The following is a 14682-nucleotide window of genomic DNA, read 5'->3' on the forward strand; positions in this document are numbered from 1 at the left end:
CTAGAATAAACATGATCTGGAAAATGTTTCATCATATAGACATGGGGAGTCAATTTAAAACCATAATTAGGATCGATCCCACCTTTTAATAAATTCATATCTTCAATTGCTTCTGCCAAGTCTGATGCTCGTTTTTTTTCAGGTATTCTTCCCAGTTCAGATTTAATATACTCTGCCAAACTTGATTCAAAATCATCAAATATTCGTTCATCTATTCCAGTACATTGCAATAAATTTTCATCCTTTTCAATTAACTGAAAACTATTGGTTACAAACTCAATAAATTTTGGTTCTGGAGTCAATATATAGTCATCAAGTCGCCTAATTACTGGCTCATCAAAATCAAGCTTTAATTCTAATTCATCTAATTTATCAACAGCTTTTCTCAGATATTTACTTAAATTGTTGATTTCTCTGTCTTTGTCATTAAACTTCAGCCGAATTTTCAATAGCTTTTAATATTTGATTTGCCAGAGAATTATTTCCTGGTTTGAGAGCAAACCAAAATTTGAGAGAACGCCATAAATTTGTCAATTGATTATTCATCAGTAAATCTTCCCTGAAATTATTTGATTTCTCACACAGTTAGTATTTGTATTAACTTCTCTGAGAACCTTTGAGAATTTTACCCTTGATTAAATTGGTAATTTCTCTATCAAAGTCATTTTCAGATTCCGGAAACTTCAGGCGAATTTTCAATAGCTTTTAGTATTTGATTTGCCAGAGAATTATTTTCTTGTTTGAGAGCAAACCAAAATTTGAGAGAACGCCATAAATTTGTGATTTTATTATTCATCAGTAAATCTTCCCTGAAATTATTTGATTTCTCACACAGTTAGTATTTGTATTAACTTCTCTGATTTGCCAGAGAATTTTTCTGTTGATTAAATTGATGATTTTTTCGTCTTTGTCATTTCCAGATTCCCGAAAATTCTGCTAAAGTTTCAATGACTTTTATTCTATGATTTACCAGAGAATTATTTCCTGGTTTGAGGGCAAATCAAAATTTGAGAGAACGCCATAAATTTGTGATTTTATTATTCATAAGTAAATCCTGCTTGACCTTCCTTAACTTCTACATCATTTAGTATTTTTACTAACTTATTGTTTGAATAGTTGATAATTTTTAGCTTCGTTATTGTACCACCATTCGTACTTTTTTTTCATATCTATAGCTGCATCACGAGTACTAGCTACTAGCGATCGCTTGTGACTAGCGTGAAAATCTTGAATGACAACTCTATCGACAAAATTTAGTTGTTTAATAAAATTTTCTTGTTCTTCTGGCAAAGTTGGCAGTAAAGGAGTAATAGTAATAGAAAGTTTAGGCGAATAACCTGTTAAATCATTAATTTTAGTTTTAATTTTTTTCATAGCATTAAGTCTAGCTCTAATACTAGGTGTTTGAGGCTCAAAATCCTTTCTTACAACCTCACTACCCGTCGGAATACTCATATTAATTCGGAGATTTTTAAACCTTTGCAAAATATCAATATCTCTCGTTATCATCGGACTACGAGTTTGAATAACTAAAATTGGTTTATATTCCAACATTACCTCTAATAATCTCCGAGTTAATAGAGTTTTAGACTCTATCGGTTGATAAGGATCTGTCACACTACTCATATAAATAGTAGGCAACTTATCATAATTTTTTTTTCGCCATCTCATCAACTCTTTCTCTAAAATTTCCGCAGCATTTTCCTTAATCAAAACCCATTTTCCCCAGTCATCCCGCATTTTTTCATTAGGACTAAAAGCAGCAGCATAACAATAGGTACAACCATATTGACAACCCCGATAAGGATTCAAAGTAAAGTCATAAGCTTTAATAAAACCAGTAGCTTTATTTAATATTGATTTGGCATTTTGTCCGTAAACATCAGCACTACCAAATTTTTCACTAACCACTAATAATTGATTAGTATCTACTGTGTACTCTTCGTCTTTAAATTGCATTTTAATATTCTAAATAAACTGACAAATTAATGAAGGCTTTTTACACCAGAAACTAAAGGATTGTTCAAGTTAAGAAAACATCCAGTTATACCGCCCATGATAAATATTTGCTACATATAGAGAATCTTTGATTATCAAGTAAACATTTCCTGCGGAATGCTGTGCAAAGAGCTATTAGCTATTAATTCATTCCCTGTAGAGCAGGAATTAGTATTGAGAGATTTAAAAATAATTAAAAGTATTGGAAAAAACTGACAACTGATAACTACTAGGCAGCAATATCTATCCTTCTTTCCTAATTTAGTTTTGTTTAGCCCATGTTATTTGTAAAATTATTTTACAAATAATCAGGGTAATTAAAATAGTTTAATCATATTTATCTTTGATTAAAAAGGAATTTTCAAGCCAATAAATGATATTTAAACTATTTATTCTGACTCCTGACTCCTGTCTCCTAACTCAATAGCGGTAACCTAAATATCTGTAGCAAAAATTTATAAAATTGGTATCAGATATAAATTATTTTGTGTCAAAGCTAGTTAGATGGTGTAAGCTGAAGAAGTTCAGTTAGTTATCTATCAAATTTTACCTGAAATATTATTAACCATTAAAATTTACTCAATCAAAGGTGATTATTAAATTTGTTTATTCGTCAAGGATAAGGGTGTAAATATTATGCTTACAAGTGTAGAGCGTCTTTTATTTATTAGAGCTGTGCCAATTTTTAGAGAATTAAGAGATGATTTTCTAGTACGTTTAGCTTCTGTGATGGACGAACTATCTTTCCCTAGTAACCATACTATTTTTACTGAAGGGAAAGAAGGAAGGTCTCTTTATATCGTAGTATCTGGTAGAGTTAAAGTTCATTTGGAAGACCGTGAGTTAGCAAGGTTACAACAAGGAGCTTGTTTTGGTGAAATGTCTTTATTTGATGCTGAACCTCGTTCTGCTTCTGTTACTACTTTAGAAAATTGTGAGTGTTTGATGTTAACTCAAATGCAACTTTATGATGCAATTGATGAGACACCAGAAATTGCAATTAATATTATTCGTCTATTGTCTCGTCGTATTCGCGAACTTAATCAAAAGCTTAATGCTAGAGAAAATAGTACTTCTTCTGATAGTAGTAGAATACCTGAACTGCGTTAGAAATATGGGAACATATCAGCAAATTGGTTTTGCTCCAGACAAAACCAATATTGCTTAATCTTAATACCAATTCACTTTAAAGATGTCAAAAATAATTTCCTAAAATTACTGTAACGTAAAAGTTTTAAGCTTATAAAATCTTAATGCATGACTTTTGACTTTCCCCCTAAGGGGAGTTGATTTTGAAATTCTGTGAAACGGTATTAGTTAGGAGATTAACTAAAAAAAATTCACTAAAGTAAACGAAAAATAAATGGATAACTGTAGGGTTGATTGGGATTATTCATCACATTGAGAATAGCAATAATTGGCATGACAAAATTAACAATTGCTAACAAAACTAATAAAGGAAAGCCAATTAGCAGCCAGATTAATATACCAAATATAATACCGTAAATATAAATGTTAATATGAAAGTTGAGAGATTCTTTAGCGTTATCCTTAACAACAGAGTCATCAGTTATAAATAAAATAACTATTGGTATACCTATAGAGAGAATAGTTACACTGAAAAAAATCGCTCCATGACATAAAGCCGAGAGAATTTTTCTTTTGTCAGTATCCATTAAATTTTCCTCCTGATTCAAACTAGATATCTCTATTTACCACTTACACGATAATAAGTATAGCTGATTAATTTAATAATTTCTGAAATTGAGTTAGTTATTTATTAAGGGAATAGCAGAAAATAAATTATCCTAATTTTTGTACTCTATTATTACTGGCTACTCCCCTCCCTTACTTTTATCAGAATGGGATAATTTTTTATTTGGAACTCCCTAAATCTATTTATCGCTCTGTTATTTGGTTTGTGTTTTCCCCCATAGGAATTTGAATGATTAATTGAGTCCGTTTATTAATACTAATATTATTTGTCATAAATTACATTGAATAAAATCCAAACTAGAAAAAAATTGTAACTATAGTAGACGAAAAATAAATGAATAACGTTCAACAATTAACAATGAACAATTAATAATTAATAATTACCCCTTCTGAATAATTAACAATGTTCATGTGACGAGGTGCCGATACAATACAAAGGGGGGGAGGCTAATAAAGCTGAATTGTTGAATGAATAATTATTGACTATCAACTCTTAATTAGGGTTTGCGCTCAAAAGTCTTTTTGTTGAGGTAGGGAGTAGGGAGTAGGGAGTAGTTAAGAATTAGGAGGAGTAGGGAGTTGTACAAGATTGTACAAGAGGTAGTCGTTCATCATAGCCACTTAAATTTTCTGCCTCATGTTACTCCAAAATGCTTAATTTTTCAGCTTTATTAACACAAAAGCTGGTACTTTTTCCAGATATAAAGTTTCTCAAACCTTCGATCTGTAAATACTTTTATCTTTAATCAGCAAGCCCTAATAATTAATAATTAATTATTAATTATTCGGTAAGGTTTGTTGGGATTACTCTTAACATTAAGAATGGCAATAATTGCCATCACAACAGTAGGAATTAGTAACCAAACTAATAAAGGAATTCCCAAAGGAAACAAGGCAAATAAAGGAATATCGCTGAAAGGAAATCTCCAGCCCAACCAGATTAATATACAAAATATAAAAGCATAAATATAAATGTTAATATGAAAGTTGATATATTCTTTAGCGTTATCCTTAACAATTGAATCATCAGTTAGAAGTATAATAACTATTGGTATGATTATAGATACAATATTAGTTGTACAAAAAAAATCGCTCCGTGACATCAAGCTGAGAGAATTTTTCTTTTGTCAGTATCCATTAAATGTTCCTTCTTATTCAAAGTAAATATTTGTATTTGTCACCTGCACGACAAGAAGTATAATTCAATAATTGATAATTGATAATTGATAATGGATAATTGATAATTACCTCTCCCTAAAACGGGTTGGATTGAATAAAAGGAAAATTTTTTCTTCTTTTGGTCGATTGGATATGGTTAGGTAACCCATCCATCCCATCCTAGGTCATGCTCCGCAAACGACCGCTCTCTTGGTCGATTGGATATGGCGAGGAGACCTCGCCATCCCATCCTGACGGAATGCTCCGCAAACGACCGCTTGTTTCTCCTTGCTCATGAGAGGCTTTATACCTTAATTATTCGGTAAATAATTGAGTAGTTCTAAAATTTAGTTATTAAGTCTAATTATAGCTCTGTTATTTGTTTTATTCTCTGGCGGATAGGAATTTCAATAATAAACTTAGTTCCTTGTCCTACTATAGAAGTACAATTTAATCTACCTTGATGTTTTTCAACAATAATTTGATAACTAATAGATAATCCTAGACCAGTACCACTACCGATACGTTTAGTAGTAAAGAATGGGTCAAATATTTTATTACGAACTGTTTCTGTCACACCCATGCCATTATCAGCAATTATAATTGCAACCTCTTGAGAGGATATAACTTTTGTACTAATTGTAATAGTAGGTAAATTATCCAAAATATCTGAATTTTGATTTATGCCAGTAGGATTCAAATTTTTATTTCGTTTTTCTGCTAAAGCGTCAATAGCATTAGAAATAATGTTCATAAATACTTGATTTATCTGACTAACATAACACTCCACTTTCGGTAAGTCGTCATAATCTTTAATTATTTGAATTGCTTTTTCCTGTGGCTTATGTTTGAGTTTATTTTGTAAAATTAGGAGAGTGCTTTCTATTCCTTCATGGATATCTACAAATTTTACTTCAGATTCATCTAAGCGAGAGAAATTTCGTAAAGATAAAACTATCTCAGCAATGCGGTTAGCTCCCACCTTGATAGAATTTAAAATTTTCGGTAAATCTTCAATCAAGAAATCTAATTCTATAGCTTCTATTTCTTCTTGAATAGCTGTAGGTGGGTCAGGATAATTTTGCTGATATAAATCAATTAAACTGAGTAAGTCTTGAGTATATTGACTAACATAAATAACATTACCAGAAATAAAGTTAATTGGATTATTAATTTCATGAGCAATACCAGCAACCATTTGTCCTAAAGAAGACATTTTTTCGGTTTGAATAAGTTGTGCTTGAGCTTGTTGAAGTTTCTTCAAAGCGTCAGATAATTCCTGAGCTTGTGCTCTAGCTTGGAAGGCAACTTCACGACTTTGATTATATAGTTCGGCTTGATCGATAGCGATCGCTAATTGATCTGTTACTCCCTTTAAAAGTTTTACTTCACTATCATCCCAGTTACGAACAGAGGTATGATGGGCACAAACTAAAACTCCTATTTTACCGGACTGAGTTTGAATTGGTATAGACACAAAAGAAATTATACCCAAAGCAACCATAAAATGTCGCATTTTTCTGTCATTAACAAGACTAATATCATCAATCCGAATAATTTCTAGTTGTAAGAATCTTAAAGCCCAATATCCTACCTGTTCTATTGTATATTTACCAAGTAAGCTAGAAAAATTTTCTCCTTTTGACTCATTTACAACTTCCCAACTATCTAGATAATTATTATTAGTTTCATCTATATTTATACTACTAGCAAAACGATGCCAAATAAAATGACAGCGATCTATTTTTAAGATAGTACGAACTTGATGGACTGTAGTATTTAAAATTGTATCAATATCAAGAGAATTACGAATTTGATTTGCCAAATGATTAAGTAGTTCTTCATGGCGAGCAATTTGTCGAAATTTAGCTTCTGATTCTTGAAGTTTTTGTTGAGCTTGTTTTCTTTCTGTAATATCTAACCCTAAAGACATTAAACCAATAACTTGATTATCATCGTCTTTAATTTTGACTTTAATTAATTCTAGATTATGCTCTTTATCGTCAATAAACGTAAAAATTTCTTCGCAGTGACATGGTAAATTATTTCCCCAGCAATTAGAATCATATTTATGAAGATTTTCTGCTTCTTTTTCTGTAAAAAGTTGATAATATTCTTCAACTTCCAAAAACCTTGATTCAGGAATGCCAAGATTTTGACATAATGTCTTGTTAACAAACTGAACTTTGCCATTAACCTCAGTCATTAAAATCCAAATGGGAGAATTATCAAGAATTGCTCTTAAAGTTTGTTGTTGCTGGTCTAATTTTTGCTGTGCTTCAATACGTTCAGTAATATCTTCATAACTGCCAAGAATACCAGTTACTTCACCATCTTGATTATGAATAGGAACTTTACTTGTTTGTAACCATCTTTGTTGACCTTGAGTAGTTAATTGAGGTTCAATTATTTGGTATATAGGGGTATTAGATTGCATGACTTGACAATCTATTCTGCAATAATGTTCAAAATATTCTTGATTTCCAGGTAAATCATAATCAGTTTTACCAACTATTTCTGCGGGAGATATAAAACCAGCTCTATTAGCAAAACTATAATTACACCCCTGATATACTAGGTCTCGATCTTTCCAAAATATTGATTGGGGAATAGTATTGATAATTAATTGCAGTTTTTGTTGAGATAGTTCTAATTCTACTTGTGCTTGTATCCGTTCACTAACATCTAAAACTAGGGATAATATCGAAATTAAATTGCCTTTTTCATCGAAAAAGGCAGAGTTATACCATTCACAATTTATTACTTTCCCCTCTTTAGTATAGTTACGATTTAGGAAAGTATTTCTGGGTATATTTCCTTGTTGGAGTTGTTCGATTAGACTACCAACTTTTTCTAAATCTTCAGGAAATATAAATTTCCAATCATTTACCTGTAGACCTATTACTTCATCTGCTTGCCAACCAAATATTTTTTCTGCTTGTTCTGACCAGCGTTGTACTCGAAATTCACTATTCCATTCAATCAGTCCTAGTGGTGTATTTTCCACATGAAAATTCAATTGTTGTAGGGCTTTTTTAAGTCTATTTTTTGCTTCTACTTCTTCACTAATATCATTAATAATTGCTGTTAATATAGTCTCTTTTTGTAGCTCTAATTTAGAAATAGAAGCTGCTGCTGGAAACTCAGTACCATCTTTCCGAAGCCCCCAAATTTGACCACGATTAGTCATTATACGAGAAACTTCAGAATCGGTACAAAATTGACGTACATAGTTTTGATGATTTGTTTTGTATCGTTTCGGCAATAGCAAATTTAATGATTTTCCTAAAACTTCACTTGCTTGATATCCAAATATTTTTTCTGCTCCTTGATTAAACATAGAAATATTTTGATTTTCATCCACTGAAATAATGGCATCTTTAGCAATTTTCAAAATTCCACTTAAACGTTTTTCGGATGCTTGTAATTCTTCCTGTGCTTGTTGACGTTCTTGAATTTCTACTTTTAATTTCTGGTTGATTAACTCTAGTTGTGCTGGGCTAGAAAGCGCTAATAATTTAGGAATTAATGGTACTAATTTCGCCGCTGTAAAAGCAGATATTCCTGCTGTTATTGCTTTAATAAAACCTGATAACCAATAAATAGGATGCCAGAGAGTCAAAATAGCCATTAAATGAGTCAATCCACAAGTAACAATAAATGCACTAAATAATACAAATATTTCTGAGTAGGGTACATCCTCTCGTTTCCGAATGAAATAAACTAAAGAGATAGGAATTGAAAAATAAGCTAATGCAATTAACAAATCAGATAACAGATGAAGCCACACTAATTCTGGCTGCCAAAGATAACAATGTCCGTGAGGAATAAAATTTCCTGTACTCCAAATTTTTGATAAAAAATTCATACACATTTCTGGTAAAAAAAATTATAAAACTATCAGATTTCAAAAAATTAAGTATTGATTTTATTAAGTTGATACTTTGACAATAGGAAAAGTATTTATTCTATTTATAATTTCAGGTATGTATTAGAGACTGTTTGTAAAGGAAATATAAAAAGGAGATAGGGAACAGGGAACAGGTAATAGGGAGGAAGAAATCAAGACAACTATTTGTAAGTTAAAAATCTACGAATATATGTACCTTTCCACCTCTGGCATCTACCAAATTTCAATCTCTTGAAGTACTACCGCTTTTAGATTTTAGTCACTACGCATCTCTCTTAATACTTATTTTACAAACAGTATCTTAATTATAGATAATTTTAATATATAGCAATCAGGAATCAGATGTGAGAATTGAGCTATTCCTTAAAAGTAGAGAATAAACCTCTGGCAAAAGTTTTAATTAAATCAATTCAAGCTCTAAAATAAACAATTTAATCTCCCTATTCCCTATTCCCTTACTTTTCCAAGAACTCTAATATCTAATATAGGAGTTATCATATTCATATATATTCATTTTTTCTTCTTCTGTGTTTCCTATTCCCTATTCCCTAAAAGTATCCAATATCTCACAAGTCAAATCATATTGCTACAGATTATATCATAATGAGAAATATATTAAATTCAGCCTAGATAAATATATAATATTATGAATTGTTGCAGATTCTAGAAGTTAGGTTGACTTATGTCCATTGAAATTGAAGCAGAATTGCAAATAGCAGTAGATAAACGACGCAACTTTGCAATTATTTCTCACCCTGATGCTGGTAAAACCACCCTTACAGAAAAACTATTATTGTACGGAGGTGCTATTCAAGAAGCTGGTGCAGTAAAAGCTAAAAGAGCACAACGTCATGCCACCTCAGACTGGATGGCAATGGAACAACAAAGAGGTATTTCTATCACTTCCACAGTTCTACAATTTGAGTATCAAAACTGCCAAATAAATCTCCTAGATACTCCTGGTCACCAAGATTTTAGTGAGGATACATATAGAACATTAGCAGCAGCAGATAACGCTGTAATGTTAGAAGATGGTGCAAAAGGTTTAGAACCTCAAACTCGCAAATTATTTGAAGTTTGTAAGATGCGAAAACTACCCATTTTTACCTTTATTAATAAAATGGATAGACCAGGGAGAGAACCTTTAGAACTATTGGATGAAATAGAACAGGAATTAGGCTTAAAAACATATCCTGTAAATTGGCCGATTGGTATGGGCGATCGCTTCAAAGGAGTATTCGATCGAAGAAAACAACAAATTCACCTATTTGAGCGAAGTATTCATGGTAGTAAAACAGCAACAAATACAGTGATAAATTTAGGCGACCCTCAGATAGAAGAACTATTAGAACAAGACCTTTATTACCAACTCAAAGAAGATTTAGAATTACTGGAGGAATTAGGTTCAGATTTAGATTTAGAAGAGATACATAAAGGAGAAATGACTCCTGTATTTTTTGGTAGTGCAATGACTAATTTTGGGGTGCAATTATTCCTAGATGCTTTCTTAGAATATGCTCTAAAACCAGGCACTCATAAAAGTACAGTTGGGGAAATTTCTCCTACTCATCCAGAATTCACTGGATTTGTGTTTAAATTGCAAGCTAATATGGACCCAAAACATCGAGATAGGGTGGCATTTATTAGGGTTTGCACGGGAAAATTTGAAAAAGATATGACAGTTAGTCATGCTAGAACAGGTAAAACAGTGCGATTATCTCGTCCGCAAAAGTTATTTGCCCAAGATAGAGCATCAATTGAAATTGCTTATCCTGGTGATGTAATTGGTTTAAACAATCCGGGAGTATTTGCCATAGGAGATACCATTTATAATGGCAAGAAATTAGAGTACGAAGGTATCCCTTGTTTCTCGCCAGAAATATTTGCTTATTTAAGAAATCCTAATCCTTCTAAATTTAAGCAATTTCGTAAAGGAGTTAATGAATTAAGAGAAGAAGGTGCGGTGCAAATTATGTACTCAGCAGATGAGGCAAAAAGAGACCCTATTTTAGCTGCTGTTGGGCAGTTACAATTAGAGGTTGTTCAGTTTAGAATGCAAAATGAATATGGAGTAGAAACTAGAGTAGAAATGTTGCCTTTTAGTGTGGCACGTTGGGTAGATGGTGGTTGGGAAATACTGGAAAAAGTGGGTAGATTATTTAATACTGTGGCGGTGAAAGATAGCTGGGGACGACCTGTTTTGCTGTTTAAAAATGAATGGAATTGTCAACAGGTAGAATCTGAACATCCAGAGTTAAAATTAAATACTACTGCACCAGTAGTTTCTGGTCAAGAACCAGAATCTTTGTAAAAGGGAGTAGGGAGTAGGGAGTAGGGAGTAGGGAGCAGGGAGAAGAAAAGGTTAAACTTTCAAACTTTACTTTGAGGTTTTATCTTTTCTTCTTCAAGTAAAGTGACTTAAATATTCTCAGAGATTGAACCTTTAAATTTACCAAACCATGATTAGTAAAATAGCATTAACTCTGGCTACATTATCCATTCTCATGCTAAATAATTCAATGATTGCCAGTGCCTTTACTGCATCTATAAAATCTGATATACTGGTTAAAAAAGAAACACCAGAAAATGCAGCTGCTAAAGCATTATATTACACAGAAGTTGCTTCGGCCTTCAATAACCATCCTGAATATCAAAAAGAATTGAATAAGGCTAAAAAGTTAGTTTTATCACTACCAAATTCTGAAGCTAAACGAAACTTAATCAATGCATTAGCTATTCATATTGTTGTTGATTACTTATTTGATTGTGCCAGTAGAGACCTAGACTTTCAAAATCAAAAAGAGTGTACTTTATACGGACTATTAAAAATCACCAATATTTCACCTTTTGCTAATCAAACAGTTAAGCAACTAAAAGAAGGAATTCAAATTAGCATTGGTTTCATAACAATACAGCCAAAATTAATATAAGACGCTATAAATTGGCGTAAATCTGTATTGCCTAAAATTTATAATTATGTATTTCAATGAATGCTGAAAAATGCTATAGCAGTCCTATTTTATTTGTGTATAAAAACCTGACCGCTTTTAGGCAACAGCCAACAGGCAGGAGTTTCAAGTTTTTTATCTACTTTTTTATTTGTCACGATCTATTTAGGATTGCTATATTATCTCAACAATTAACAATGAGACGAAAAAAAATAATTACTCTATATAAAAGTAAGCATTCAGCTATTAGCCGTCAGCTATCAGCAAACCCTATTTAAACGTGAAAATGGCTTTAAATGAATATAACCTTTAAAGTTGACTTTGATAGTAAGATTCAATTTACCTAAACTAATAAAGCTTCTATCTAAAATTAAAATAAATAGCTGACTGCTGAATACTGACTGCTGAATGCTTACATATAAAAGGGAGTAGAGAGTAAGGAGTAGAAAAGGCTAAATGTTCAAACTTTGCTTGGAACTTTTCTGCTTTCTTCTTCCAGTAAAGAGACTGAAATATTTTTAGAGATTATTCACATTCGGTTCCATATTTATACAGTAGTACCTTATATTATCTCAACAATTAACAATGAGACGAAAAAAAATAATTACTCTATTAACCATCAGTTTGCTAACCCTAGGGACTGGAGAATTTATTAGACAAAAATTAATACAAAGAGATTTATCCAGAAATATTAGTATTACCCTAGATAATGCTCTGTGGAAACAAAAGGAAGAAAACTTTATCTATCAAGATATTACTTTAGACTTAATTTGTAGAAATTCCCAATGCGAAACCGAAGTCTGGGGTTTTTCCCTACCATTTAATCGAGCCGACCATGATGGTATAGTTAACACTATTAAAAAAGATAATTCCTGGGAACTGCAAGTCAAAATCAATATTAACTCCGACCCTTGGATAGGAGGAGGAGAAGCCGAATATTTAATCGAATTGCAACCCGATAAAAAAGATAAAAAGCAGATAGTTGGTAGTTATTCAGGAACCTTTAACGAACAACTTGTTAGTGGAAAAGTTACCGGAAATATTACCCCCTATTCCCCTAGAAAAATACCAAACCATACACCCATATCTCCCAGAGAACATCCACGCCTAATTTTCCGTCAAAATCAACTGCCAGAATTACGAGAAAAAGCAAAAACTCCCACAGGTAAAGCTATTCTAGCTCAACTTGAAAACTCTCTCCAGCAAAAAATCTATTACGAAGCATTCGTTCCCAATGGTGGATATCATGCAGCAGGTCATTGTTTCCTCTCCGTATTAAACGATGACCTCCAAGCAGCAGAGATAGGATGGCAAATAGTAGAAAAATCCCTGAATAATCCTGGCCCACGATTATTAGAACACGCCCCTATTGTCGCAGGTGTGGCCCTAGCTTACGACCTTTGTTATAACGCTTGGGGTGAGGAGCGGGTACAAAAAATTACAGACTGGTTAGGACAACAGACAAAAATATTAATTGCAGGTACTCGTGGTAAAGGTTGGAACCCTTATGCTTGGAGTAACTGGAGTGGAAGAGCGCGGAGTGCTGCAGGTTTAGCAGCATTAGCTATTTTATCTGAACCGGAACAGTTTTTTTCAGAACCCACTGATGTGAGACAACTTTTGAAAATTTCAGAACGAAATATTAAACGTTATCTGGAGACTGCAGTAGGCGATCGCTCTTTTGGCACTGAGGGCGACCTCTATAGTATTGAACCTTGGATATTAGCACTTTTACCATTTTTTCAAGCTTATGAAAATGTTTTTGGCCACAACTTGGTCAAAGATTCGAGTGTAGAATGGTTTCTACCTCATTATGTGATGCGAATAGTAGGAGAGAATGGTGAAATATCAGTACCTACTTATGGTCGTCATCGCCTAGCGCCAGTAAAGTCTCTGTTTTCTCTTGGTTGGAATAGCGTACCAGAAAAATTTTTGCCGGGGGTAATGTGGTTTTTTAATCGACAATATGGTTGGGAAGGCGATCGCTCTTTTGCCATTAAGCAACCCCATGAAGCTGCTTTTATTCTGGAAGCATATCCTGAAAATCTAATAAATACTGCCGATGAAAGTCTTGTGAAAAGGTTGTTAAATCTTAATTTTTTCACAGGTTTGAGGCCAAAAAATCCAGCCAAGGTATTTGAGCGGGTGTTGGTAGATAAAGAAAAAGGCTTTTATCTGTTTCGTAACCAATGGAAGGATGAAAATGATTTTGTGGCAAGTATTTATTTGAAACAGGAACTTTTGAGAGCTTCCTGGTCATTTCCAGAGGCAGGTGGTTTCCGAATTTGGGGTTTGGGTGGACGTTGGGCAAGTGCTGGTCCAGATGATCGGCAAAGGGAGGATGAAAATGTGGTACTTGTAGGGGAGATGACTGCACGAGGAACTGCTCAACCGATGTTTTTTCAGGGGAAAGCGAATGGTTCGGGGGTGGTGAGCATGAATATGGATAATGTGTTTGAAGGTAATGATTTTCAGTCGTTGCGGTCTTTTGCTGTTGACTACAGTGGGGTGTCGGGTGTACCTGGTTTGTTTGTGGTGGTGGATAAGTTTGCTGGGGAAACGCCAGAAAAAGTTTGGGTGATGCACACTCAGGAGCAGGTGGTGGTTGAGGATAATGGTTTTATTTTGAAGGCTAATTCTGGGGCAACTATGAGGGGAACTTTTGTTACACCAGGGGAGGTAAAGCTTGATGTTGAGGAAACGAAGAGAGGTAGAAAAATATTAGCAAGTGGAGGTGAGAATTTTTTTGTGGTGATGACTGTGCAAAATGGTATTGCTCCAGAGGTTGATATTTCGGCTAGTGGTTTAGATGCTGAGGTTAAGGTAGGGGAGAGGATAATTATGTTTGGTGAGGATAGAGTGATTTTCGCGAAGTAATATCAAATCCGGTTAAACAGTTATAGAACCCCTGAAGGTATCTTCATAAATTTAGCAAGGAGTCAGGAGACAGGA

Annotated in this window: 9 protein-coding genes and 1 pseudogene; 4 read left to right on the top strand and 6 right to left on the bottom strand. The window is 33.2% G+C overall.

The window, feature by feature from the left end; all coding sequences use genetic code 11:
* The 3 genes and pseudogenes from ACP6PM_RS30265 to ACP6PM_RS30275 all read right to left on the bottom strand — a co-directional run.
* A pseudogene (locus ACP6PM_RS30265) lies at positions 1-449 on the bottom strand (hypothetical protein); the annotation flags it as partial.
* A gap of 218 nt (positions 450-667) precedes the next feature.
* A complete protein-coding gene (locus tag ACP6PM_RS30270) occupies positions 668-796 on the bottom strand; it encodes a hypothetical protein (RefSeq protein ID WP_426590587.1) in 129 nt (42 codons plus the stop codon).
* Between the two features lie 305 nt (positions 797-1101).
* A complete protein-coding gene (locus ACP6PM_RS30275; RefSeq protein WP_426590588.1) occupies positions 1102-1959 on the bottom strand; it encodes an SPL family radical SAM protein in 858 nt (285 codons plus the stop codon).
* Between the two features lie 675 nt (positions 1960-2634).
* Here ACP6PM_RS30275 and ACP6PM_RS30280 point away from each other — a divergent pair.
* Entirely contained in the window at positions 2635-3108 is a 474-nt protein-coding gene (locus ACP6PM_RS30280; protein ID WP_293100573.1) for a Crp/Fnr family transcriptional regulator, read from the top strand.
* Between the two features lie 233 nt (positions 3109-3341).
* Here ACP6PM_RS30280 and ACP6PM_RS30285 read toward each other — a convergent pair whose 3' ends face one another.
* The 3 genes from ACP6PM_RS30285 to ACP6PM_RS30295 all read right to left on the bottom strand — a co-directional run bounded on the left by ACP6PM_RS30285 (position 3342) and on the right by ACP6PM_RS30295 (position 8740).
* Complete coding sequence (locus ACP6PM_RS30285; protein WP_426590589.1) at positions 3342-3674, bottom strand: DUF4870 domain-containing protein; 333 nt, start codon at positions 3672-3674, stop codon at positions 3342-3344.
* Positions 3675-4484: 810 nt separating this feature from the next.
* On the bottom strand, positions 4485-4817 hold the full coding sequence (locus ACP6PM_RS30290; protein WP_426590590.1) for a DUF4870 domain-containing protein: 333 nt from the start codon (positions 4815-4817) through the stop codon (positions 4485-4487).
* A 419-nt stretch (positions 4818-5236) separates the two neighbouring features.
* Positions 5237-8740 (bottom strand): PAS domain-containing sensor histidine kinase, encoded by a 3504-nt coding sequence (locus tag ACP6PM_RS30295; RefSeq protein WP_426590591.1) that lies wholly within the window; start codon positions 8738-8740, stop codon positions 5237-5239.
* Positions 8741-9464: 724 nt separating this feature from the next.
* On the opposite strand from ACP6PM_RS30295, the gene prfC reads away from it, so the two are divergent.
* From prfC to ACP6PM_RS30310, 3 genes are all read left to right on the top strand, one after another.
* Positions 9465-11093, top strand: coding sequence for a peptide chain release factor 3 (gene prfC, locus ACP6PM_RS30300; protein WP_426590592.1), 1629 nt, complete (start codon positions 9465-9467; stop codon positions 11091-11093).
* Positions 11094-11241: 148 nt separating this feature from the next.
* A complete protein-coding gene (locus ACP6PM_RS30305; RefSeq protein ID WP_426590593.1) occupies positions 11242-11712 on the top strand; it encodes a hypothetical protein in 471 nt (156 codons plus the stop codon).
* A 603-nt stretch (positions 11713-12315) separates the two neighbouring features.
* Positions 12316-14607, top strand: a complete 2292-nt coding sequence (locus ACP6PM_RS30310) for a hypothetical protein (protein ID WP_426590594.1) — start codon at positions 12316-12318, stop codon at positions 14605-14607.
* Positions 14608-14682 lie beyond the last annotated feature (75 nt).

This window comes from Dapis brunnea BLCC-M229, from assembly GCF_050015995.1.
Classification (GTDB): domain Bacteria; phylum Cyanobacteriota; class Cyanobacteriia; order Cyanobacteriales; family Microcoleaceae; genus Trichodesmium.